16 protein-coding genes are annotated in these 22,299 nt (G+C 65.7%); 9 read left to right on the top strand and 7 right to left on the bottom strand.

Annotation, left to right across the window (positions count from 1 at the left end; genetic code table 11):
* Positions 1-14: 14 nt before the first annotated feature.
* Together WN73_RS39925 and WN73_RS39920 are read right to left on the bottom strand one after the other, a co-directional pair.
* A complete protein-coding gene (locus WN73_RS39925) occupies positions 15-2,684 on the bottom strand; it encodes a glycosyltransferase (protein WP_028173956.1) in 2,670 nt (889 codons plus the stop codon).
* Positions 2,685-2,901: 217 nt separating this feature from the next.
* On the bottom strand, positions 2,902-3,498 hold the full coding sequence (locus tag WN73_RS39920) for a hypothetical protein (RefSeq protein WP_011087384.1): 597 nt from the start codon (positions 3,496-3,498) through the stop codon (positions 2,902-2,904).
* Between the two features lie 223 nt (positions 3,499-3,721).
* On the opposite strand from WN73_RS39920, the gene WN73_RS39915 reads away from it, so the two are divergent.
* On the top strand, positions 3,722-5,386 hold the full coding sequence (locus tag WN73_RS39915) for a glycoside hydrolase family 17 protein (protein ID WP_011087383.1): 1,665 nt from the start codon (positions 3,722-3,724) through the stop codon (positions 5,384-5,386).
* Here WN73_RS39915 and WN73_RS39910 read toward each other — a convergent pair.
* Positions 5,346-5,726 (bottom strand): hypothetical protein, encoded by a 381-nt coding sequence (locus WN73_RS39910; RefSeq protein ID WP_011087382.1) that lies wholly within the window; start codon positions 5,724-5,726, stop codon positions 5,346-5,348. The two genes, WN73_RS39915 and WN73_RS39910, sit on opposite strands and share 41 nt — an antisense overlap.
* Positions 5,727-5,840: 114 nt before the next feature.
* Positions 5,841-7,220, bottom strand: coding sequence for a hypothetical protein (locus WN73_RS39905; RefSeq protein ID WP_028173958.1), 1,380 nt, complete (start codon positions 7,218-7,220; stop codon positions 5,841-5,843).
* A 173-nt stretch (positions 7,221-7,393) separates the two neighbouring features.
* Between WN73_RS39905 and glmU the strand changes: the two genes are divergently transcribed.
* Positions 7,394-8,749: a bifunctional UDP-N-acetylglucosamine diphosphorylase/glucosamine-1-phosphate N-acetyltransferase GlmU gene (gene glmU / locus WN73_RS39900; RefSeq protein ID WP_028173959.1), complete on the top strand. Its 1,356-nt coding sequence runs from the start codon at positions 7,394-7,396 to the stop codon at positions 8,747-8,749.
* A gap of 3 nt (positions 8,750-8,752) precedes the next feature.
* Here the strand turns inward: glmU and WN73_RS39895 are convergent, their stop codons facing one another.
* Positions 8,753-8,971, bottom strand: a complete 219-nt coding sequence (locus tag WN73_RS39895; RefSeq protein ID WP_028173960.1) for a hypothetical protein — start codon at positions 8,969-8,971, stop codon at positions 8,753-8,755.
* Positions 8,972-9,191: 220 nt separating this feature from the next.
* Between WN73_RS39895 and glmS the strand changes: the two genes are divergently transcribed.
* From glmS to panE, 4 genes are all read left to right on the top strand, one after another.
* A complete protein-coding gene (gene glmS / locus WN73_RS39890; RefSeq protein ID WP_011087378.1) occupies positions 9,192-11,018 on the top strand; it encodes a glutamine--fructose-6-phosphate transaminase (isomerizing) in 1,827 nt (608 codons plus the stop codon).
* A gap of 79 nt (positions 11,019-11,097) precedes the next feature.
* On the top strand, positions 11,098-11,868 hold the full coding sequence (locus WN73_RS39885; protein ID WP_011087377.1) for a DUF502 domain-containing protein: 771 nt from the start codon (positions 11,098-11,100) through the stop codon (positions 11,866-11,868).
* A gap of 105 nt (positions 11,869-11,973) precedes the next feature.
* Complete coding sequence (locus tag WN73_RS39880) at positions 11,974-12,843, top strand: NAD(P)-dependent oxidoreductase (RefSeq protein ID WP_028173962.1); 870 nt, start codon at positions 11,974-11,976, stop codon at positions 12,841-12,843.
* Between the two features lie 235 nt (positions 12,844-13,078).
* Positions 13,079-14,008 carry a 2-dehydropantoate 2-reductase gene (panE, locus tag WN73_RS39875; RefSeq protein WP_271557742.1) on the top strand — a complete coding sequence of 310 codons (930 nt, stop codon included), beginning with the start codon at positions 13,079-13,081 and terminating at the stop codon, positions 14,006-14,008.
* Here the strand turns inward: panE and recG are convergent.
* Positions 14,005-16,113, bottom strand: coding sequence for an ATP-dependent DNA helicase RecG (gene recG, locus WN73_RS39870; RefSeq protein WP_011087374.1), 2,109 nt, complete (start codon positions 16,111-16,113; stop codon positions 14,005-14,007). The two genes, panE and recG, sit on opposite strands and share 4 nt — an antisense overlap.
* Positions 16,114-16,331: 218 nt before the next feature.
* On the opposite strand from recG, the gene WN73_RS39865 reads away from it, so the two are divergent.
* From WN73_RS39865 to WN73_RS39855, 3 genes are all read left to right on the top strand, one after another.
* Positions 16,332-16,622, top strand: a complete 291-nt coding sequence (locus tag WN73_RS39865; protein WP_271557740.1) for an FAD assembly factor SdhE — start codon at positions 16,332-16,334, stop codon at positions 16,620-16,622.
* A complete protein-coding gene (mfd, locus tag WN73_RS39860) occupies positions 16,619-20,137 on the top strand; it encodes a transcription-repair coupling factor (protein WP_028173964.1) in 3,519 nt (1,172 codons plus the stop codon). Before WN73_RS39865 ends, mfd begins: the two co-directional genes overlap by 4 nt.
* Positions 20,138-20,377: 240 nt before the next feature.
* On the top strand, positions 20,378-21,166 hold the full coding sequence (locus tag WN73_RS39855) for a carboxymuconolactone decarboxylase family protein (protein WP_271557738.1): 789 nt from the start codon (positions 20,378-20,380) through the stop codon (positions 21,164-21,166).
* 40 nt (positions 21,167-21,206) lie between these two features.
* Here the strand turns inward: WN73_RS39855 and WN73_RS39850 are convergent, their stop codons facing one another.
* A complete protein-coding gene (locus tag WN73_RS39850) occupies positions 21,207-22,100 on the bottom strand; it encodes a LysR family transcriptional regulator (protein WP_271557737.1) in 894 nt (297 codons plus the stop codon).
* Between the last annotated feature and the right edge of the window lie 199 nt (positions 22,101-22,299).

Raw genomic sequence — 22,299 nt, 5'->3', positions numbered from 1 at the left:
AGGCCACCCGGCCGTCAGTTCGCCTCGCGCCGCACCTCGTTCGACACGGCTTGCGGCGTGCCGGCGGGGGTCGGCAGCGCGACCGGGCGCAGGCCAATCAGCTCGGCGGTGCGGATTGCGCTGTCGCGCCAGAACTGGAACGAGTTGATGCGGCTGAGCTCGAGGATCGCGATCGCGACCGCGGCCAGGAACGGCAGGCTTTGCAGCACCAGCACGCCGGCGAAGATGTAGATCTCGGTGATCTGCCGGAAACTGTTGGAGGCGATCAGCACGCCGGCGCCGATCAGGAGCAGGGCGCCGATCACGGCCTCCCAGAACGCCTGGAACTCGATCGACATCCTGGACAGGCCGCCCTTGGAGGTGCGCGCGAAGGCGATGTGCTCGGTGATCAGTCCCTGCGCGACCGCGCGCGACACCGTCCACTGCACGCTCATCGCCGCGATCATCGCGCCCAGCATCTGGCCGGGTTTGATCGCGACGCGCGCCCGGTACATCGACAGGAAATGCGCCAGCGAGACGACGAAGGCGCCGATGATCGGCAGCGTCAGGATCTTGTCGGGGATGGCGATGTCGGCAAAGGCAACGATCGGCACCCAGACGAGGTTGAGCAGCGCCACGACCACGCCGAGGCTTTCGGCTCCCAGCCAGTTCAGCCAGCCGAGGCCGTATTCGCGCTTCTGGTCCGGCGTCAGCCGGCTCCGGCCGGGCAGGAAGTGCCGCCAGTGCTTCTTCACGATCTGGAGGCCGCCATAGGCCCAGCGGTGACGCTGCTTCTTGAAGGCCTCGTAGGTGTCGGGCAAGAGGCCCTGGCCGTAGCGGTGGTTGGTGTAATGCGTGACCCAGCCGAGCTCCTGGATCGCAAGGCCGAGATCGCTATCCTCGCAGATCGTGTCGCTTGACCAGCCGCCGGCCATGTCCATCGCGGCGCGGCGGATCAGGCACATCGTGCCGTGCACGATGATGGCGTTGGCCTCGTTGCGCTGGACCATGCCGATGTCGAAGAAGCCGGCATATTCGCCGTTCATGATGTAGTGCATGATCGACAGGTCGCCGTCGCGATGTTCCTGCGGCGCCTGCACGAGGCCGACGCGCGGGTCGGCGAAAGCCGGCACGAGGTCCTTCAGCCAATCGGGATCGACGACATAGTCGGCATCGAGGATGCCGATGATCTCGGCATCGACGGCGGTGCGGTCCATCGCGATGCGCAGCGCGCCGGCCTTGAAGCCCTGCACCTTCTCGGCGTTGATGAACTTGAAGCGTTCGCCAAGCGCGCGGCAGTGGTCCTGGATCGGCTGCCAGAAGGCGGGATCCGGCGTGTTGTTGATGATGACCACGCATTCGTAGTTCGGGTAGTTCAGCCGCGACAGCGCATCGAGCGTCTGCTTGAGCATCTCGACCGGCTCGAAGTAGGCCGGGATGTGGATCGAGACCTTCGGGTAGTAATTTTCGGGAACGTTCTCGACCGGCTTGCTCTTGGCGAGCAGCCGCTGCGGCGGCCGGCCGAAGGCGACGGCCGCGATCTCGTCGATGCGTGCCATCGCGATCAGCACCAGCGGAACAAGCAGGATCATGCCGAGCGTCAGCGCGAAGGCCGAGCCGAAGATGAAATAGTGCCCGTTCCAGAACGCGAACACGGTGGCGGCCCAGGCGCCGACGCCGTTGGCGGTCGCCGACAGCAGGAACGCCTGCCTGGCGGTCGGCTGCTGCAGCCGCAGGATCGGAAGCGACAAGAGGACGCCGACCAGCAGCGCGATCGTCATCAGCTTCCAGTAATCAGGGTTCTCCACCGGGCCGGTCCAGGCGAATTTCGGCTCGCGGCTGGCGTTGAGGATGCCCCAGTACGGACCGACGCCGCCTTCGAAGAACTTCCAGGGCTGATCGATCGCTTCGACGATGTTGTATTCCATGCCGATGGCTTCGGCGCGGCTGACGAAGTTGCGCAAGGTCAGCGCCTGCTGGAACGGACCGGGGTCGGCGTTGCGCAAGTTGTAGCCCTGGCTCGGCCAGCCGAACTCGGCGATCACGATGCGTTTGCCGGGGAACAGGTTCCGCAACAGGTTGTAGCGGTCGACGGCCTGGTCGACCGCCTGGTCCGAGCGGAAGTTTTCCCAATAGGGCAGCACGTGCGCGGCGATGAAATCGACGTTGGAGGCAAGGTCCGGATTGTCGCGCCAGATGTTCCATATCTCGCCGGTCGTGACGGGCACGCGGACCGCGCCCTTGACCTTCTTGATCATGTCGATGAGGTCTTCGACCTTCTGCTCGCCGCGGTAGATCACCTCGTTGCCGACAACGACGCCGACGACGTTGCTGTTCTTGCGGGCAAGCTCGATGGCGGCCTTGATCTCGCGCTCGTTGCGATCCTTGTCCTTGTCGATCCAGGCGCCGACGGTGACCTTGAGACCGAACTCGGCCGCGATCGCCGGCACCAGCTCCACGCCGCCGGTGGACGAATAGAGGCGGATCGCGCGCGTCATCGTCGACAGCGTCTTCAGGTCGGCGCGGATTTTCTCGACGGTCGGGATGTTGTCGATGTCGGGATGGGCCGAGCCTTCGAACGGCGCGTAGGAGACGCTGGGGAGCAGACTCCTGAAGTCGGGCGCGGGTTCCTTGTCGCGCAAGACTCCCCACAGCCCAGCGTGAAGTGCGGACACAAGCAACAGAACGGCGGCGACAACGCGCATCGCGGCTAAACCAAAAGGGGCTGGGGTGGCAGGGAAGCGGATCTGACCCCGAGATCCGACCGAGTCCGCGGCAAATGGAGCATATCTCTGCCGCGCGGTTCACAACTGTCATGGCCTCATGTCCTTATGAGGGCATGTCCTTTTTCGAAGAACGCGTCGCAGTGCCAATCGTTTCTATGGCCGGTCGTTCATGAACGGAGGCTGAAGCGACCCGCTGCTATTTCTGGGGCGCCGGTGTCGGGCTTGCCGCAGGCGCGGGGCTCGCGGCGGGCTGCGGGGCCTGCGCGTTGCCCGATGTCGGCGCTGCCGGCTGGGATGCCGCGGCCGCCGCCTGCTGCGGCTGGGAGGCCGGATTGATCCAGCAGGCGTGCACACGGCTGTCCAGGGTCTCGGCGACCTTGGGATCGATCTGGCCGCCGAAGCGGGTCAGGCAGCGGAAGGCGGCCTGGATGTGGCCGCCGGGGCAGCCGAAGCGGTCGTAGAGGTCGAGATGGCGGAACGCGGTATCGAGGTCATCCCGCCACATTAGCCGCACCACGCGCCGGCCGAGCCAGACGCATTCGGGGTTGCCGGCCGGGCCGTTGATGACCTGGGCGGCTTCGGCGAACTCGTCGGTGCGGCGCTGGTTCTGGGCGGCATCCTTGGCGGCGGCGTCGGCGGGCTGGGCGGCGGCTTTGCCCTGATCGGGGGCGGGCGTGCCGCTCTGGGCGGAGGCGCCAGCGAGACCAGCCAAGGCCAGAAGAGAGGAGACGGCCAAGGTGGCGGCGAACTGCCGCAGGACCGCATTTCGTGACTGACGCACCCGTTGCCGCATGAATTCCCCAACTTCTCCGCTGACCGCCCGCGTCAGGATCCCGCGGACGCGTCGGTGATGGCGTCCAAATGGGTCTCCAATGCGGCGGAAAATTCCCGGCCAGTTGCATGACCTGTATTTCGAATTTTGTCCAGCAAAGTCACGATCCTAGGCCTCTGTCGAACGGCCGCAGGTAAATTCCTTGGGGGAGGGAGGGATCCGCTCCGAACCACCCCCTTGGCAGATGGCGCGCGAGCAGGTAATCGACGGCGCTTCGCGGAGGACGGAACCGATTTCACTTCGTACGCCACTGGCGCTTCTGCTCGTTTCACTGGGTGCGATTGCTGCCGTGTGGTGGTGGCTGGCCACGCCAATCACGCTCGCGCGCGCCCCGATCGACCCCGCCGACAAGGTTCAGTGCGTCTCCTACGCGCCGTTCCGCGGCGAGCAGTCGCCGCTGAACGCATGGACCCATATCGAGGCCGACCAGATCGAGCAGGACCTGCGCCAGCTCAAGGAGATCACCGACTGCGTCCGCACCTATTCGATGGAGAACGGGCTCGACCAGGTTCCGGCGATCGCCGCCAAGGTCGGCGGGCTCAAGGTGCTCCAGGGGATCTGGCTCTCCAGCAACCGCGCCAAGAATTTTGAGCAGGTCGCGCTCGCCGTTCGCCTCACGAAGGAATACCCCGACATCATCACCTCGGTCATCGTTGGCAACGAGGTGCTGCTGCGCGGCGAGATGACGACGGCCGACCTCGTCTCCTTCATCCGCGCGGTGAAGGTGCAGGTTCGCGTGCCCGTCACCTATGCCGATGTCTGGGAGTTCTGGCTGAGGAATCGCGAAGTCTACGAGGCCGTCGACTTCGTGACGATCCACATCCTGCCCTATTGGGAAGACGTTCCGGTGCGCGCGAAATTCGCGGCTGCCCATGTCGAACAGATCCGCGAGCGCATGGCGGTGGCGTTTCCGGGCAAGGAAATCCTGATCGGCGAAACCGGCTGGCCGAGCGAAGGGCGCATGCGCGAGGGCGCGCTGCCGTCGCGCACCAACCAAGCGCGCGTGGTCTCTGAAATCCTGAGCCTTGCGAAGGCGCAGAAGTTCCGCGTCAACCTGATCGAGTCCTACGACCAGCCGTGGAAGCGCAAGCTGGAAGGTACCGCGGGCGGCTATTGGGGTCTCTATGACTCCGTGCGCCGGAACCTGAAATATCCGCCGGGCGAGCCGATCAGCAATTTCCCGTACTGGAAATGGTACATGGGCGCGGGTATGGGCCTTTGCGCGCTGGTGTTCGCGGTCGCTATCATCACGCTGCGCCGGCGGCCCTGGACGCCGCGCTTCTCGACCTGGCTCGGCGTCGCCATCTCGGCGACCACGGCAGGCGTCCTGCTCGGGGTCGGCGCCGACAAGGTGTACTATGAGAGCTACGGCTGGGGCGGCTGGCTGCACTGGGGTGCGCTGCTCGCCGCCGGCATCCTGTCGCCGATCTTCTGCGCGCAGGCGCTGGTGATCGGCCGCAGCCTGCCGACCTTCCTTGATCTGCTCGGCCCGAGCGAGGGGCGGAAATGGTCAAAGCTCACCGCCGTGCTCGGCCTCACGCTGGCGGTGACGGCGGTGATCGCGGCACAGACCGCGCTCGCCTTCGTGTTCGACCCGCGCTACCACGACTTCCCCTACGCCGCGCTGACGATGGCGGTGGTGCCGTTCGCGATCCTGATGCTGAACCGGCCGCAGATCGGCGTGCGTCCGATCGCGGAAGCGGTGTTCGCAGGCGTGCTCGCGCTGTCGGCCGCCTATGTGCTCTTCAACGAAGGCCGCGACAACTGGCAGTCGCTGTGGACCTGCGCGATGTATCTCTTGTTCGCGCTCACGCTGTGGCGGGCGCGGGCCGAGCAAAGCCAAGAATGAGCAGGCCGATCGCGAGGCCCGACAGCACGACATTGTAGAGCACGATGCCGAGGCCGGCGGCGACAACGCCGACGGTGAGCAGCACGATCGACGGCCGCATCAGGTTCAGCGTCGCCACCACCAGCGCGACGATGCCGAACACCGAATTCTTGAACAGTACGGTCGAGACCGAACGCGCCTTGCACATCAGGGTCTGCAAGCCGGCGTCGCAGGCGAGTCCGACGTTCGAGTTCTCGATGCCGAGATAGCGCAGATAGATCGCATAACCGACGGCTACGAAGCCGACGACGATCAGGAACTGCACCTGGTAGGGCGTGAGGCGGAAGGGCTTTTTTGTCATGCGCGCAATATGGTCGGGATGACGGGAGGGGGCAACAGGGGCGACCAACTTTTCTGTCCGTCGCTCGCAAGCCGTTACTGGTTAGCTACCCGATCCAATCGGCACGACCATTCCCTACCGCCTGAAGAACGACGACAACGTCGATCCCGCCGAGGCCGTCTCCGGCTTGGCCGGTGCTGCCGGCTGCGCCGCAGGTGCAGGCGCGGGCTCCTCGCGCTTCGACGAGCGCTTTGAGGAATAGCTGCGGCGGCGCTTGTCCGGCTTGGCTGTGGGGGCGGGCGCAGGTGCGGTCTCGGCTTGCGGCGCCGCATCCGGATTCTTCTCGGCGTTCTTTTCCTGAATCCGGTCCTGAGACTTTTCTTGTCCCTTTTCCGAACCGCCGCGCATCGATAGCCGCTGGCCGTCGAACACGGTGGTCTCGCAGTGACGGTCGTTCTCGGCGAGACCCGCGCAGAGCTTTGCTGCGGCGGCCGCGTTGATCAGCGGGCCGGCGCCCAGTCGCAGCTGCATGCCGAGGCCGGTGGTGCCTTCCTTGATCATGATGATCGGCCGCAGCGTGGCAACTTCCGGATTCGATTTGGTCACGCCGCGCCAGAGCGCGCGCAGGCCATCGATCGAGTTGGCGCCGCCGAGATCGATCGCAAAGCGCGTTTGCTGAACCGCGATCGCGGGAGCCTCGCTTTCGGTTGCCTCCGGCGGCTTGGCTGATGCGGCTGCGATTTCGGTCGGGGCGGGTGTCGGCTCGGGCTTCTTCTCGGCGGTCTTCTCGGTTGTCTTTTCAGTCGTCTCGGGCTGAGTCAATTTCGACGCGGCGGGATCAGGCGGTGCCATGATCGACTTGGAGGGCACCAGCGGAAGCATCGGCAGCGCCGATGTCGTCGCCGGCGACTGCTGCACGAGGGAGGCTGCGGCCGCGCTCTGCGGCGGCGGGCTCGACGGCTCCTTTGCAGCCTCCTTCACGGTGTCTTTGGTCGGCTCCTTCGCCTGTTCCTTTGCGGCTGCCGCGCGCGGCTTGTCGCTGGATGGAGATGGCATCGAGACGACCGGCGCGACGCTGGGCGCCGCAGGCTGTGCGTCGGGCGCCGGCGTGTCCTGCGGCTTCGCGCTCTGCCTGGCGATGGCGCCGGTGACGGAATCGAGCCCCTGCTCGAGCACGGTGACGCGCGAATAGAGCCGGTCGCGATCAGCGTTCAGTGTCTCGACGGCGGCGGCGAGGCGGCGCGCCTCGTTCTGGCTTTCCCTGGTCAGTAGCTGGAGCCGGTCGGCCTGGCGCACGAGATCGGCGGACGCCACCTGGTCGCGCCGCCAGCCGAGCTGGGCCTGGTTGGCCATCACCGCGATGACGACGGCGCCGACGGCCGCAACGCCCCAGGAGCCCAGCCGCCACATCATGCGGCGGTCGAACGCGCTTTCCTCGGCCAGAAGTCCGGAGAATAGCCCGCCAGTCTCCTTGGTGCCGAAGGCATCCGCCAGTGGGTCGGAATCCTTTGCCATGAACGTTAAGTGCCCAGCCCCGTTCAGCTTCCCCGAATCAATCAGGGAACATTAACAGGAAAAGCGTGTCGCACTTGAATTCCGGGCGTTTGCGGGGGTAGCAAGGCGGGCAGCATAGGGGCGGCCTGCCGCCTGCCGCGCCAGTTGATTCGGCCGTATCTGACAGGATCTCGATGACCGCCCGCTCCAGCCTCACGATCGTGCTCGCCGCCGGCGAAGGCACGCGCATGCGCTCACACCTGCCGAAAGTGCTGCATCCCGTCGCTCACCAGACGCTGCTCGCCCATGTGCTCACCGCCGCCCCCAAGGGAACCGGCACCTCGCTCGCCGTCGTGATCGGCCCGGATCATCAGGCGGTGGCCGATGAGGCGAGGCGCATCCGCCCCGACGCGCTCACTTTCGTGCAAGCCGAACGGCTCGGCACCGCGCATGCGGTGCTGGCGGCGCGCGAGGCGATCGCGCGCGGCGTGGACGATCTGCTGATTGCCTTCGGCGACACGCCGCTGATTTCGGCCGAGACCTTTGCGCGTCTGCGCGCGCCGCTGGCCAACGGCGCCGCGCTCGCCGCGCTCGGCTTCCGCGCCGCCGACCCCGCCGGCTATGGCCGCTTCATCGTCGAGGGCGACCGCCTGGTCGCGATCCGCGAGCAGGCCGATGCCAGCGCGGACGAGCGCAAGATCGATCTGTGCAACGCCGGCGTGATGGCGATCGACGGGCGCCGCGCGCTCGCGATCCTGGATAAAATCGGCAATGCGAATTCCAAGGGCGAATATTATCTGACGGATGCGGTCGAGATCGTCCGCGAACAGGGATGGGAGTCCGTGGTGATCGAGACCAGCGAGGACGAGGTGCGCGGCATCAACACCAAGGCGCAGCTCGCCGAAGCCGAAAGCGTGATGCAGGCGCGCTTGCGCAAGGCGGCGATGGAGGCCGGCGTGACGCTGATTGCGCCCGAGACCGTTTATCTGTCCGCCGACACCGTGTTCGGCAAGGACGTCACTATCGAGCCGTTCGTGGTGATCGGCCCGGGCGTCTCGATCGCCGACGGCACGGTGATCCACTCCTTCTCGCACATCGTCGAGACCACGCTCGGCAGGAACGTCTCGATCGGACCCTATGCGCGGCTCAGGCCCGGCACCTCGCTCGGCGACGGTGCGCGGATCGGCAATTTCGTGGAGACCAAGGCGGCGACGCTGGAGGCCGGCGTCAAGGTCAACCATCTCTCCTACATTGGGGACGCCACCGTCGGCGCCAATTCCAACATCGGCGCCGGCACCATCACCTGCAACTACGACGGCTTCAAGAAGCACAAGACCATCATCGGGCAAGGCGCCTTCGTCGGCACCAACTCCTCGCTGGTGGCTCCGGTGAAGATCGGCAACGGCGCCTATATCGGCTCCGGCTCGGTGATCACGCGCGACGTGCCCGACGACGCGATGGCGCTCGAGCGCAACCAGCAGACCATCAGGGAAGGCGGCGCGGCGCGCTATCGCGAGATGAAGACGCGCGGCAAGAAGCCGGAGAAGTGAGCGCTATTCGTCGTCGGCGAATTCGGAGAAGATCGCGCGGGTCAGGCGCCAGCCGCGTGGCTTGGCGCGCTTGGCCGGCTCGCCCTGCGGGTGCTTGGTGAAGACGGGCTTGCTTTCCTTGCCGCGCTGGGGCGGCGGCCAATGGGCGAGGTGCGTGCCCGTGGTCTCGCTGGCACGCAGATACAACGACGACAGACCTTTGCGGTCGGATGAGCCTTTCATGGCCTTGTTCTCCTGACCGGAATCGTTGGTCAAACTTGTTGACAACAAGTTAACGTGCGAGGTTAAAGGCCGGCCACATCGACGCAGACCGGGCAATGGCGCCGGCGAATGCTGTCTCAATCAGCAATAATTATTGAGTATCTGGTTCCTTAGGAACTTCGCTAAAAACTGAGCGCGTCGTTTTGGCGATTTTTCGACGATTTGGGGGATATTGATCCGCATGTGCGGGATTGTCGGCATTCTCGGGCGCGAACCGGTTGCAGAGCAATTGGTGGATTCGCTCAAACGTCTTGAATATCGCGGCTACGATTCCGCGGGCGTCGCCACGCTCGAAGGCAGGCATCTCGAGCGCCGCCGCGCCGAGGGCAAGCTGAAGAATCTGGAGAAGCGCCTGGAAGCCGAGCCGCTGAAGGGCACGACCGGCATCGGTCACACCCGCTGGGCCACCCACGGCAAACCGACCGTCAACAACGCCCATCCGCATGCGACCGAGCGCGTCGCCGTGGTCCACAACGGCATCATCGAGAATTTCCGCGAGCTGCGCGAGGAGCTCGAGAAGAACGGCACGGTGTTTCACACCGAGACCGACACCGAGATCGTACTGCATCTCGTCGACGACCTGCTCACGCGCGGCAACAAGCCGGTCGAGGCGGTGAAGCTGGCGCTGGCGCGGCTGCGCGGCGCGTTTGCGCTCGGCTTCATCTTCGCCGGCGACAACGATCTGATGATCGGCGCCCGCAACGGCCCGCCGCTCGCGATCGGCTATGGCGACGGCGAGATGTATCTCGGCTCCGACGCCATCGCGCTCGGCCCGTTTACCGACACGATCAGCTATCTCGAGGACGGCGACTGGGTGGTGCTGACCCGCAATAGCGCCACGATTTTCGACAAGGACGGCCACGCGGTCCAGCGCGAGAAGATCAAGCACGCCGCCTCGACCTCGCTGGTGGACAAGGCCAATTACCGCCACTTCATGGCCAAGGAGATCCACGAGCAGCCGGAAGTGGTCGGCCACACGCTGGCGCGCTACGTCGACATGGCGACCGAGCGCGTCTCGCTGCCGGTCAAGCTGCCGTTCGACTTCAAGAACATCCAGCGCATCAACATCACCGCCTGCGGCACCGCGAGCTATGCCGGCTTCGTCGCCAAATACTGGTTCGAGCGCTTCGCGCGCCTGCCGGTCGAGGTCGACGTCGCCTCCGAATTCCGCTACCGGGAGGCGCCCTTGCGCAAGGGCGATCTCGCCATCTTCATCTCGCAATCGGGCGAGACCGCCGATACGCTGGCCGCACTGCGCTATGCCAAGGCCGAGGGCGTGCACACGGTGGCCGTCGTCAACGTGCCGACCTCGACGATTGCGCGCGAGAGCGAGACGGTGCTGCCGACGCTGGCCGGACCCGAGATCGGGGTCGCCTCGACCAAGGCCTTCACCTGCCAGCTGATGGTGCTCGCAAACCTTGCGATCGCGGCCGGCAAGGCTAGAGGCGAATTGTCCGACGAGGACGAGACCAAGCTCGTTCACGGCCTCGTCGAGATCCCGCGCCTGATGTCGGATGCGCTCACTACCGAGCTCCAGATCGAGAAGCTGGCGCGCGAGATCGCGAAATCGCGCGACGTGCTCTATCTCGGCCGCGGCACCAGCTTCCCGCTCGCGCTCGAAGGCGCGCTGAAGCTGAAGGAGATCTCCTACATCCACGCCGAGGGCTACGCCGCCGGCGAGCTGAAGCACGGCCCGATCGCGCTGATCGACGAGACCATGCCGGTCGTCGTCATCGCACCCTACGACCGGGTGTTCGAGAAGACGGTGTCGAACATGCAGGAGGTCGCCGCCCGCGGCGGCAAGATCATCCTGATGACCGACGCGAAGGGCGCGGAGGAGGCGACCGTCGAGTCGCTCGTCACCATCGTCATGCCCGACATGGCGGCGGCGTTCACGCCGATGGTCTATGCCGTCCCGGTGCAGCTGCTCGCCTATCATACGGCCGTCATCATGGGCACCGACGTCGACCAGCCGCGCAATCTCGCGAAATCGGTGACCGTGGAATAGGCAGAAGGGATCAGGCTGCGCTCTTCCAAAACCTGCTAGAAGACCCTAGCTTGAGTGCAGCGACTGACCTGGAACCCGAATGACCACCCGCGACGACGCGCCTGCGCCGCTTGATCCCATCCCGGAACCGCATACCGGCCTGATGGGCCGCATCCGCAACTACTTCCTGACCGGCCTCGTGGTGACGGGGCCGATCGCAATCACTCTCTATCTGGTCTGGTGGTTCGTCACCTGGGTCGACGGCGTGGTGCGGCCGTTCGTGCCGCTGGCCTATCGTCCGGAAACCTATCTGCCGTATGTCGTCCCCGGCTGGGGACTGATTGTCGCATTCTTCACGCTGACGCTGGTCGGCTTCCTCGCGGCCAACCTGATCGGCCGGACGCTGGTCGATGTCGGCGAGACCTTCCTCGGCCGCATCCCGGCGGTGCGCGCCATCTACCGCGGTCTGAAGCAGGTGTTCGAGACGCTGTTCTCGGGCAAGGGCTCGAGCTTCCGCAAAGTCGGCCTGGTCGAGTTTCCGTCGCCGGGCATGTGGTCGATCGTGCTGATCTCGCAGTCGCCGAATGAAGAGGTCGCGCGCAGCCTGCCCGGGCAGGAGGAGCACGTCTCGGTGTTCCTGCCGTGCTCGCCGAACCCGACCACGGGCTTCTTCTTCTACGTGCCCAAGAGCAAGATCGTCGAGGTCGACATGAGCACCGAGGATGCCGCGACCCTGATCATGTCGGCCGGCGTGGTGCAGCCGGGCGCGGCACCCGACCCGAAGAAGGCCGCGGCGCTCGCGGGCATGGCGAATGCCGCGCGCATCGCCAATGCGTCGGCACTCCAGCCCCAGCCTGCGAAGGTGGAGTAGGGCCATTCCCCTGCGGGATGGCCGCGATCACGCCAGGCCTCGCATCGTCTGCTAGTCTTCCGGTTGAATCGGGCGCATCGCTCGGTGTTCGACCTGGAGTGCACGATGTCCAAGACGACGTCAAAGACCATTGCGATCCTCGCGCCCGGTGCCATGGGCAGCGCCGTGGCCCGCCGCCTCAGCGAAAACGGAGCGCGCGTGCTGACGTCGTTGAAGGGGCGAAGCGAAGCGACGCAAAAACGCGCGGCGGATGCCGGCATGATCGGCGCGGACGACGAGGCGATCGCCGAGGCCGACATCATCCTCTCGATCGTGCCGCCGGGCGAGGCCGTTGCACTCGCCGAGCGCCTCGCCGCGCTGATCGTCCGGCGCGCGAAGAAGCCCGTCGTGGTCGATTGCAACGCCGTCAATGTCGACACCGTGCTTAGGATCGAGGAGATCATCGGCTCGGCGCAGGCGCCGTTCGTCGATGCCGGCATCATCGGCTTCCCGCCGCAGCCCGGCGGCAAGAGCCCGGCCTTCTACATGTCCGGCGAGCACGCCGGCGATGTGGCCGTTCTGAAGGAGCTCGGCCTCGACATGCGGATCGTCGAAGGCCCGGTCGGCGCGGCTTCCGCGCTCAAGATGTCCTACGCCGGCATCGTCAAGGGCCTGGCCGGCATCGGCTCGGCCATGGTGATCGCGGCAACGAAAGCAGGCGCCGCGGATGCGCTGCGCGACGAGCTCGCACTGAGCCAGCCCGCGGTCCTGGCCCGGCTCGAAGTCGCGCTGCCGGACATGATCCCGAAGGCCTATCGTTGGGTTGCGGAGATGCGGGAGATTTCCGGCTTCCTCGGCGCCGATCATCCGGCCAGCCAGATCTACGAGGGCTTTGCGCGCTGGTTCGAGCACCTCGCCGAGGACGCGAAAGGCGAGGCGGTGGATGCCGGGCTGATGAAGGCGTTCGCCGCGAGCATCGCGCAGAAGAAGGCCTAGTCGTCCGGTCTCACGTCGTTGACTTGCCGTCCATTGGCGCGGAATCCAAAAATCCCTGGACGTCCCGGTCGCGTTTCAGGCGCACGACCGGGACGTCAGCGCATGGCGGGAAGGTTGCATGAAGTCGGCCGCGGCGAAAGGGCAAGTCTTCTGAAACGGCTCTATCCACGGCGTCATTGCGAGGCTCATCTGTTATTGTCTCTGCGGAAGCAGTTCTTCTGCAACGGGAGTTCGAATGAGAGTGCTGGTGATCGGCGCAGGAGCGCTCGGAGGTTATTACGGAGCTTGCCTGGCCCGGTCCGGCGGCGACGTGACCTTTCTGGTGCGGCCCGCGCGGGCCGAGCAGTTGCGGCGGGATGGATTGCAGGTCGTGAGCCCGCACGGCGACTTTGCCGTGCAGCCGAAGATCATCCTGGCAAGCGATCTCAAGGAGCCGTTCGACGTTGTGCTCGTCGGGGTGAAATCCTATTCGCTCGACGATGCGATGGCCCAGTTTGCCCCGGCAGTCGGCGCCAACACGATGATTCTGCCGATACTCAACGGGTTGAAACATATCGACGCTCTGACTGCGCGGTTCGGCGCGGCGCGTGTCCTCGGCGGGTTGGCGAATGTCAGTGCCGGCCTCGATGCGGATGGCCGTGTCGTTCAGTTCATGGCCAATCAGACGATTGTGTTTGGCGAGATCAAGGGTTCGTTGAGCGAGCGTGCGCTCGCGCTGGAGGCACAGCTCCAGGTCCCCGGCATCGACGTGCGCGCCAGCGAAGCGATCATGCAGGACATGTGGGAGAAATTCGTCCAGCTCAGCACGCTGGCCGGCATCACCTGCCTGATGCGCGCAAGCATCGGAGACATCCTGGCTGTGCCGAACGGCGAACAGTCTATCTTTCGGTTATTCGCGGAATGCTGCACCGTTGCGACGGCTTCGGGGTTCGAGCCGCGCGCCCCGTTCATCGAGTTTGACCGAAAACTCTTCACGACCCTGGACTCGCCGCTCAAGGCCTCGATGCTGCGCGATATCGAGCGCGGCTCGATCACCGAGGCGGAGCACATCCTCGGCGATATGGCCAATCGTGCCCGTGCGCTGGACATCGACACACCGCTGCTGGATCTCGCCCGCGCGCATGTGGCGGCCTACGAAGTGGGGCGCCGAAGAGCAGCAGGCTAGCCCGCCCCGATCAGCGGGATCGCCTCATCGCGCTCATAGAGGTAGAGCAGGCACCTGAGCGCTTCGCCGCGCTCGCCCTTCAGCTTCGGATCGTCCTTGAGGATGCGTAGCGCCTCGTCGCGGGCCTGGGTGATGAGCTGGCCGTGCACCTCCGAGCGCGCGATGCGGTAGCCGGGCAGGCCGCTCTGACGCACGCCCAGCACGTCGCCTTCGCCGCGCAGCTTGAGGTCCTCCTCGGCGATACGAAAACCGTCGGTGGTCTCGCGGATCACCTTCAGCCGCGCCTTCGACATCTCGCCGAGTGGCTCCGAGTAGAGCAGCAGGCAGGTCGAGGCCTCCGAGCCGCGTCCGATGCGGCCGCGCAGCTGGTGGAGCTGGGCGAGGCCGAAGCGTTCGGCGTTCTCGATCACCATGATGGTGGCCGCCGGCACGTCGACGCCGACCTCGACCACGGTGGTCGCGACCAGCAGCCCGATCTCGTGGGCGGCGAACTGGCCCATGACGCGGTCTTTCTCGGTTCCCTTCATCTGGCCGTGGACGAGGCCGACCCGGTCGCCGAAACGCTTCTGCAAATTCTCGAAACGTTTGGTCGCATTGGTGAGGTGCTCGGTGCCCTCGGCCTCGGATTCCTCGACCAGCGGGCAGATCCAGTAGACCAGCTTGCCAGCCTGGAGTGCGCGGCCGATGCTATCCGTGACCTCGTTGAGGCGGCTCATCGAGATGGTGCGGGTCTCGATCGGCTGGCGGCCGGCGGGTTTTTCGCGCAGCTCGCTGATGTCCATGTCGCCGAAATAAGTCAGCACCAGCGTGCGCGGGATCGGGGTTGCGCTCAGCACCAGCACGTCAACGGCTTCGCCCTTCGAGGTCAGCGCGAGCCGTTCGCGCACGCCAAAGCGGTGCTGCTCGTCGACCACGGCGAGCGCGAGGTCCCGGAAGATCACGTCGTCCTGGATCAGCGCATGGGTGCCGACGAGCAGGTCGATCTCGCCCTCGGCAAGCTGGGCGATGATCTCGCGCCGTTCTTTGCCTTTTTCTCGGCCGGTGAGGATCGCGACCCGTAAGCCCGCGCGCTCGGCGAGCGGCGCGATGGTCTTGATGTGCTGGCGCGCCAAAATTTCCGTCGGCGCCATCAGCGCGGCCTGCTTGCCGACTTCGGCCACCGCTGCGGCCGCCAGCAGCGCGACCACGGTCTTGCCGGAGCCGACGTCGCCCTGGAGCAGCCGCAGCATGCGCACCGGCTGTTGCAGATCGCTCGCGATCGCCGCGGCGGCGTCGCGCTGGGACAGCGTCAACGCATAGGGCAGGGCGTCGATGATCTTGTTGCGCAGATGCCCGTCGCCGGCATTGCGTATGCCTGCCGGGCGGCGCAATTGCGCGCGGATCAGGGCCAGCGCGAGCTGGCCGGCCAGCAGTTCGTCGAAGGCGAGGCGCGACCAGAACGGCCGATCGGGCAAAATGTCCGTGAGCTCGACCGGCTGATGCACGCGGGTGAGGGCTTCCGCGATTGGCGGGAAGTGGCAGCGGCGCATCACCTCCGGGCTGATCCATTCCGGCAAGGCGGGCAATTTCTGAAGCGCTTGCGCGATTGCGCGGCGCAGTGAGCCGAGCGCGAGGCCCTCCGTCAGCGGATAGACCGGGTCGATCCCTGAGAGTTTTGAAATCGCCTCCTCGTCCAGCACGCGGTCGGGATGCACGATCTGGGGGATGCCGTCATACATCTGGAGCGTGCCGGAGACGTAGCGCTTCTCGCCCACAGGCAGCAGCTTTTCGACATAGCCGGGCTTGGCGCGGAAGAAGGTCAGCACGACGTCGCCGGTCTCGTCGCTGGCGTAGACCAGATACGGCGCCCGCGCGTTGCGCGGCGGGGGCGGGCGGTGGCGGTCGACGGTCACCTCCAGCGTCACCATGGTTCCCTGCACGGCGTCGCGAATCTTCGGCCGGGCGCGGCGGTCGATGACCTGGCTCGGCAGGTGCAGCAACAGATCGACCAGCCGCGGCGTCTCGTTGCGGCTGAGCAGGTACTGCAGCAGCTTGTCCTGCTTCGGACCGACGCCGGGCAGGCTGGTCACGGGAGCAAACAGCGGATTGAGCAGGCTGGGGCGCATCGGGGGAATCTAGGATCGTTTCGGCCCGTCATGCCCGGCTTTATGCCGTGCATCCACGTCTTTTTTCACGGCTCTGCGGGGATGGCCGGGATAAAGCCCGGCCATGACGAATTGGCAGACGGCAGTGCCACAACAAAGAGCTGACACCGGCCCCCCAAGTAGCTATATCACGCCCGCCCGGCACGTCCGGGCTTTCGGCGTTTGACTGGAATTGAGACATGACGGGAACGACACGATCGAGCAACGGGCTGGACGACCGCCGCAAGCGGCTGCTGTTCCGCTGCTGGCACCGCGGCACGCGCGAGATGGACCTGATCCTCGGCCGCTTCGCGGACGCCGAGATCGGCAATCTGTCCGATGCCGAGCTCGACGAGCTCGAGCACCTGCTCGAGGTCAACGATCCCGACCTCTATGCCGCCATCACCGGCAACGAGGTGCTGCCGGCCGATGTCACAGGCGCGCTATTTGCCCGTATCAAGGCGTTCCCGATTACGGACGGCGATTTATGAAGCAGGGGATGAAGTCGCCGGCCGAGCTGCTCACGCCCGGCCGCGCCCTGACGCTTGCCAATGTCGCGGAAGGTGCCGAAGGCCTCGTCATCTCGGATCTGGCGCGCGCCATCGCGGCGCGGCCGAAGAAGCCGGCCGTCAGCCTTGCGGTGGTCTGCCGCGACGGCGCGCGGATGCAGCAGCTCGAACGCGCGCTGCAATTCTTCGCGCCCGATCTGCCGGTGCTGACCTTCCCGGCCTGGGACTGCCAGCCCTATGACCGCGTCTCGCCGCATGGTGGCATTTTGGCCCAGCGCCTGACCACGCTGGCGCGGCTTGCGCCGCTGACCGGCAGCGACAAGCCGTTGATCGTGCTGACCACGGTCAACGCAATCGTGCAGCGCGTGCCCGCGCGCGAGCTCGTCGCGGCGCAGGCGCTGTCGGTCGCCCCCGGCAATGTCGTGCCGATGGACACCATCATCGCCTGGCTCGAGCACAACGGCTACAACCGCTCCTCGACCGTGCGCGAGCCCGGCGAATACGCCGTGCGCGGCGGCATTCTGGACCTGTTTCCGGCCGGTCTCGACCAGCCCGTGCGCTTCGACTTCTTCGGCGACAGCCTGGAATCGATCCGCTCCTTCGACGCCGAGACCCAGCGCACGCTGCTCGACATGCGCTCGCTCGACCTCGTGCCGGTCTCGGAATTCCAGCTCGTCACCGACACCATCCGCCGCTTCCGCATGGGCTATGTCGCCGAGTTCGGCGCGCCCGAGCGCGACGATGCGCTGTACGAGGCCGTCAGCGAAGGCCGCCGCCATCCCGGCATGGAGCACTGGCTGCCGCTGTTCCAGGACCGGATGGATACGCTGTTCGACTATCTGCAAGGCGCAGCGATCGCGATCGAGCCGCAGGCCGAGGACGCCGTCCGCGAGCGCTTCAAGCAGATCCTCGACTATTACCAGGCCCGCCGCGAGGCCATGGAGCATCCCGGCGGCGGCGCCATCTACAAGCCGCTGCCGCCGGACCGGCTGTATTTCACCGAAGAGGAGTGGACCAGGCGCCTCGGCGACGTCCCGCTGGCGCGCCTGACTCAATTCTCCGTGCCGGCGGATGGCACTGGTGTCGTCGATGCCGGCGCGCGCAAGGGCCGCGACTTCGCACCCGAACGCAACGACACCACCGTCAACGTGTTCGAATCCGTGGTCAGCCACGTGATGGCCTTGCAGGCGCAGCGCAAGAAGGTCGTGATCACGCTGTGGAGCGAAGGCTCGCGCGACCGCATGACCTCGATGCTGCGCGACCACAAGCTGGCCCACACCACCAGCGTCAACAGCTGGCGCACGGTGCAGGCGACCCCGCGCAACGAGACCATGCTCGCCGTGCTCGGCCTCGACAGCGGCTTCGAGACCGACGAGATTGCGCTCATCAGCGAGCAGGACATTCTCGGCGACCGCCTGGTGCGGCCGCGCAGGGCGAGCCGCAAGCTCGACAATTTCATCTCGGAGGTGACGAGCCTTGCCGCGGGCGACATCGTTGTCCATGTCGATCACGGCATCGGCCGGTTCGTCGGCCTGCAAACGCTGGACGTCGCCGGCGCGCCGCATGATTGTCTCGAGCTGCACTATGCCGCCGAAACGAAACTGTTCCTCCCCGTCGAGAACATCGAGCTGCTGTCGCGCTACGGCTCCGACCAGACCACGGTCGAGCTCGATCGTCTTGGCGGCAGCGGCTGGCAGACCCGCAAGGCGAAACTCAAGAACCGCATCCGCGAGATCGCGGGCGAGCTGATCAAGATCGCCGCCGCGCGCCATCTGCACGAGGCGCCCAAGCTGCCGGTGCAGCCGGGCCTCTATGACGAGTTCTGTGCGCGCTTCCCCTATGACGAGACCGAGGACCAGCTAGGGGCGATCGAATCGACCCTGAAGGATCTCGAACTCGGCCGTCCCATGGACCGGTTGATCTGCGGCGACGTCGGCTTTGGCAAGACCGAGGTGGCCTTGCGCGCGGCCTTTGCCGTGGCGCTCGAAGGCAAGCAGGTCGCTGTCGTGGTGCCGACCACGCTGCTGGCGCGCCAGCACGCAAGAACCTTCACCGAGCGTTTCAAGGGCTTTCCGGTGAACGTGGCCCAGGCCTCGCGCCTGATCCCGACCAAGGAGCTGAACCAGGTCAAAAAGGGCATTGCGGACGGCTCCGTCGACATCGTCGTCGGCACCCACGCGTTGCTCGGCAAGGCGATCAAGTTCCGCGATCTCGGCCTCGTCATCGTCGACGAGGAGCAGCATTTTGGCGTCACTCACAAGGAACGGCTGAAGGCGCTTCGCTCCGAGGTGCACGTGCTGACGCTGTCGGCAACGCCGATCCCGCGCACGCTGCAGCTCGCGCTCACCGGCGTCCGCGAACTCTCGATCATTGCCTCGCCTCCGGTCGACCGCCTTGCGGTGCGCACCTTCGTCGCCCCGCACGATCCCTTGATGATCCGCGAGGCGCTCTTGCGCGAGCGCTATCGCGGCGGCCAGGCGTTCTACGTGGTGCCGCGCATCGACGACCTCGCCGAGGTCAAGGACTTCCTCGACAAGAACGTGCCGGAGATGAAGGTCGCGGTCGCGCACGGGCAGATGCCGCCCGCGGTGATCGAGGACATCATGACCGCGTTCTACGACGGCAAGTTCGACATCCTGCTGTCGACCACGATCGTCGAATCCGGCCTCGACATTCCCAACGCCAACACGCTGATCGTGCACCGCGCCGACATGTTCGGCCTTGCCCAGCTCTATCAGCTCCGCGGCCGCGTCGGCCGCTCGAAGCTCCGGGCGTATGCGCTGTTCACGCTGCCGGCGCAGCAGAAGATCACGACGCAGGCCGAACGCCGGCTCACCGTGCTGCAATCGCTGGAGACGCTGGGCGCGGGCTTCCAGCTCGCCTCGCACGACCTCGACATCCGCGGCGCCGGCAATCTTCTCGGCGAGGAGCAGTCCGGTCATATCAAGGAGGTCGGCTTCGAGCTCTACCAATCGATGCTGGAGGAGGCGATCGTCAACCTCAAGGCCGGCGTCTCCGAGCCCGCCGCCGACCGCTGGTCGCCGTCGATCACGATCGGCATGCCCGTGCTCATCCCGGAGGATTACGTCAGCGATCTCTCGGTCCGTCTGTCGCTCTACCGGCGCCTGGCCGATCTCGACACCGAGGAGGAGATCGAGAATTTTGGTGCCGAGATGCGCGACCGCTTTGGCGTGTTGCCCGACGAGGTGCGCTATCTCTTCAAGGTCGCCGCGATCAAGGCGTTCTGCCGCAGGGCCAATGTCGAGAAGATCGACGCCGGCCCGAAGGGCGCCGTCATCGCCTTCCGCGACAATTCGTTCGCCTATCCCGATCGCCTGGTGACGTTCATCCGCAGCCACGGCCAGGCTGCGAAGGTGCGGCCCGACATGAAGGTGGTGTTCCTGCAAGACTGGGAAACGCCGGAAGATCGGCTCGCCGGCACCACCGAGATCATGCGGCAGCTCGCACAACTCGCGCAGGCCAAGAAGGCGGCCTAGCGGTCATCGTGTCCCGGACAAGCGGAGCGCAGAGCCGGGACCCAGTTCTTTCCCGGCCGGCCATCATTCAAGTTTGGCGCGGGGCACGGACCAATTCATAAGCCTGGTCGATAAGTCCATGCGAACTACGTCATCTAATCGCACGGCGGCCCATCGCCTATAACAAGCTTGCAGAGGGCGATCACGCCCCGCCGGCGCGCGTGCGTCCGGGAAGCAGCTGCGGTGTACAGGAAATCCATCATGAAACTGCAAGCCGCGGTCGTCGCATTGCTTGCGCTGACGGCCATGCCATCGGCCCGCACGGAGGAGACTGCCGCCATGACCAGATCAAGCCCCGTGCTAACGTATGAGGATGTTCGGAAAGTCGCCCCGGCACTGGAGGCGTACACGCAGAACCGTCTCCTCGGCGATGTCTGGAAACGGCCCGGCCTTGCGCCGCGCGACCGCAGCATCGTCACGTTGGCTGCACTGATCGCGCGAAATCAGACGATCGAGATGCCATATCATTTCAATCTTGCGCTCGATAACGGTGTCAAGCCGCGCGAGATTTCGGAGATCATCACGCATCTCGCCTTCTACGCCGGCTGGGCAAATGCGATGTCGGCCGTCGCTGTCGCCAAGGACGTTTTTGCCGCCCGCGACGTCGGCGCCGCGCAGCTTCCGGTCGTCTCGGTGACGCCGTTGCCGCTCGACGAGGCTGGCGAGGCGCAACGCGCCGCGTTCGTTCAGGACCAGTTCGGCGCGTCGTTTCGGGGCGTCGTGCAGTACACCACCGACGTGCTGTTTCGTGATCTTTGGCTGCGCCCGGACCTCGCGCCCAGGGACCGCAGTCTCGTCACTGTCAGCGCGTTGATCGCCAACGGGCAGATGGCGCAGCTCACGCCGCATCTCAACAGGGCGATGGACAACGGCCTGACCCAGACGGAGGCTTCGGAAGCCATCACGCAGCTGGCGTTCTATGTCGGTTGGCCCAACGTGTTTTCGGCAATGCCCGTCGCCAAGGATGTGTTCGCGAAGCGGCCGCATTAGCCTTATCTCACCGCCATTGGCGCTCGGCCGAGGTGACATCTCAGTCCCGGTGGCGGAGCGCCTCGACAAGGAGTGCAAAGGCGGCTGAGGGCTGGCGCCGGCTTGGGTAGTAGAGGTGGTAGCCGGGATAGGGAGGGCACCAGTCCTCCAGCACCCTCTTGAGGCGCCCCTTGTTGATGTGGGACCGCACCAGGCCCTCCGGCAGATAAGCCAGCCCCAGGCCCGCAAGCGCCGCCTGGAGCATCTGGGTGGTGGTGTTGAAGACCAATTGGCCGTCGACCCGAACCTTCAACTCGCGAGAGCCCTTTTCGAACTCCCAGGAGTACAATCCGCCATGGGTCGGCAAGCGCAGATTGATGCAATTGTGCTCGAGCAGTTGCGAAGGCTTCTTCGGCTCCGACCGGCTCCGGAAATAGGACGGAGCGCCGACGACGGCCATGCGCGCGTCGGGGCCGATTCGCACAGCAATCATGTCCCTCGCGACTTGCTCGCCATCCCGCACGCCGGCATCGAAACGTTGCGCGACGATATCCGTCAGTCCGTAGTCGCTGACGATCTCGAGCTTGATGTCGGGATATTCGCGTAACAGCTTCGCTAGCTTCGGCAGAAGGACGGCGTCGGTGGCATATTCGGTCGCCGTAATGCGAATGGTACCGGAGGGCTTTTCCCGGAGCTCGGTCAAGGCGACGAGTTCGGTCTCGATCTCCGCGATCCGTGGCCCCACGTTGCGCAACAGACGTTCACCCGCGGCCGTCGGCGACACGCTGCGCGTGGTGCGCGTCAACAGGCGCAGTTTCAGTCGCGCCTCGAGCTCCTTGATGGTGTAGCTGAGCGCGGACTGCGAAATGCCGAGCTTCGCGGCGGCTCTCGTAAAGCTGCCTTCGCGGGCGACGATCAGGAAGGCCGCGAGGTCGTCGAGATTTCCGCGCTGCATTTATCGATCCTCCTTATAAGTCCATGCCGATCATAGTGGCTAGTCCGCATAGCCGCACGCATTAGATATGGCGCAGTCCCGCGAGGTGAGGCGAGTTCGGCATATGGATCGATCGGACATTCCCTTCCGGCAATGCGAGAGCAGCGCTGCGGACGCCCCGAGCGCGCTGACGCGACGGAGCATGCTGTCAGGCGCTGCC

The sequence above is a fragment of the Bradyrhizobium sp. CCBAU 45394 genome (assembly GCF_028128655.1).
Lineage (GTDB): Bacteria > Pseudomonadota > Alphaproteobacteria > Rhizobiales > Xanthobacteraceae > Bradyrhizobium > Bradyrhizobium diazoefficiens.
This window is presented reverse-complemented; position numbering and strand designations above follow the sequence as displayed.

Bases quoted from the DNA above. Each gene is read 5' to 3' on its own strand.
- WN73_RS39855 (WP_271557738.1), top strand. From the start codon at position 20,378: ATGAAACTGCAAGCCGCGGTCGTCGCATTGCTTGCGCTGACGGCCATG.
- panE (WP_271557742.1), top strand. From the start codon at position 13,079: ATGAGAGTGCTGGTGATCGGCGCAGGAGCGCTCGGAGGTTATTACGGA.
- WN73_RS39905 (WP_028173958.1), bottom strand. From the start codon at position 7,220: ATGGCAAAGGATTCCGACCCACTGGCGGATGCCTTCGGCACCAAGGAG.
- WN73_RS39925 (WP_028173956.1), bottom strand. From the start codon at position 2,684: ATGCGCGTTGTCGCCGCCGTTCTGTTGCTTGTGTCCGCACTTCACGCT.
- glmS (WP_011087378.1), top strand. From the start codon at position 9,192: ATGTGCGGGATTGTCGGCATTCTCGGGCGCGAACCGGTTGCAGAGCAA.
- WN73_RS39895 (WP_028173960.1), bottom strand. From the start codon at position 8,971: ATGAAAGGCTCATCCGACCGCAAAGGTCTGTCGTCGTTGTATCTGCGT.
- WN73_RS39865 (WP_271557740.1), top strand. From the start codon at position 16,332: ATGACGGGAACGACACGATCGAGCAACGGGCTGGACGACCGCCGCAAG.
- recG (WP_011087374.1), bottom strand. From the start codon at position 16,113: ATGCGCCCCAGCCTGCTCAATCCGCTGTTTGCTCCCGTGACCAGCCTG.
- WN73_RS39915 (WP_011087383.1), top strand. From the start codon at position 3,722: ATGGCGCGCGAGCAGGTAATCGACGGCGCTTCGCGGAGGACGGAACCG.
- mfd (WP_028173964.1), top strand. From the start codon at position 16,619: ATGAAGCAGGGGATGAAGTCGCCGGCCGAGCTGCTCACGCCCGGCCGC.
- WN73_RS39850 (WP_271557737.1), bottom strand. From the start codon at position 22,100: ATGCAGCGCGGAAATCTCGACGACCTCGCGGCCTTCCTGATCGTCGCC.
- glmU (WP_028173959.1), top strand. From the start codon at position 7,394: ATGACCGCCCGCTCCAGCCTCACGATCGTGCTCGCCGCCGGCGAAGGC.
- WN73_RS39880 (WP_028173962.1), top strand. From the start codon at position 11,974: ATGTCCAAGACGACGTCAAAGACCATTGCGATCCTCGCGCCCGGTGCC.
- WN73_RS39885 (WP_011087377.1), top strand. From the start codon at position 11,098: ATGACCACCCGCGACGACGCGCCTGCGCCGCTTGATCCCATCCCGGAA.
- WN73_RS39920 (WP_011087384.1), bottom strand. From the start codon at position 3,498: ATGCGGCAACGGGTGCGTCAGTCACGAAATGCGGTCCTGCGGCAGTTC.
- WN73_RS39910 (WP_011087382.1), bottom strand. From the start codon at position 5,726: ATGACAAAAAAGCCCTTCCGCCTCACGCCCTACCAGGTGCAGTTCCTG.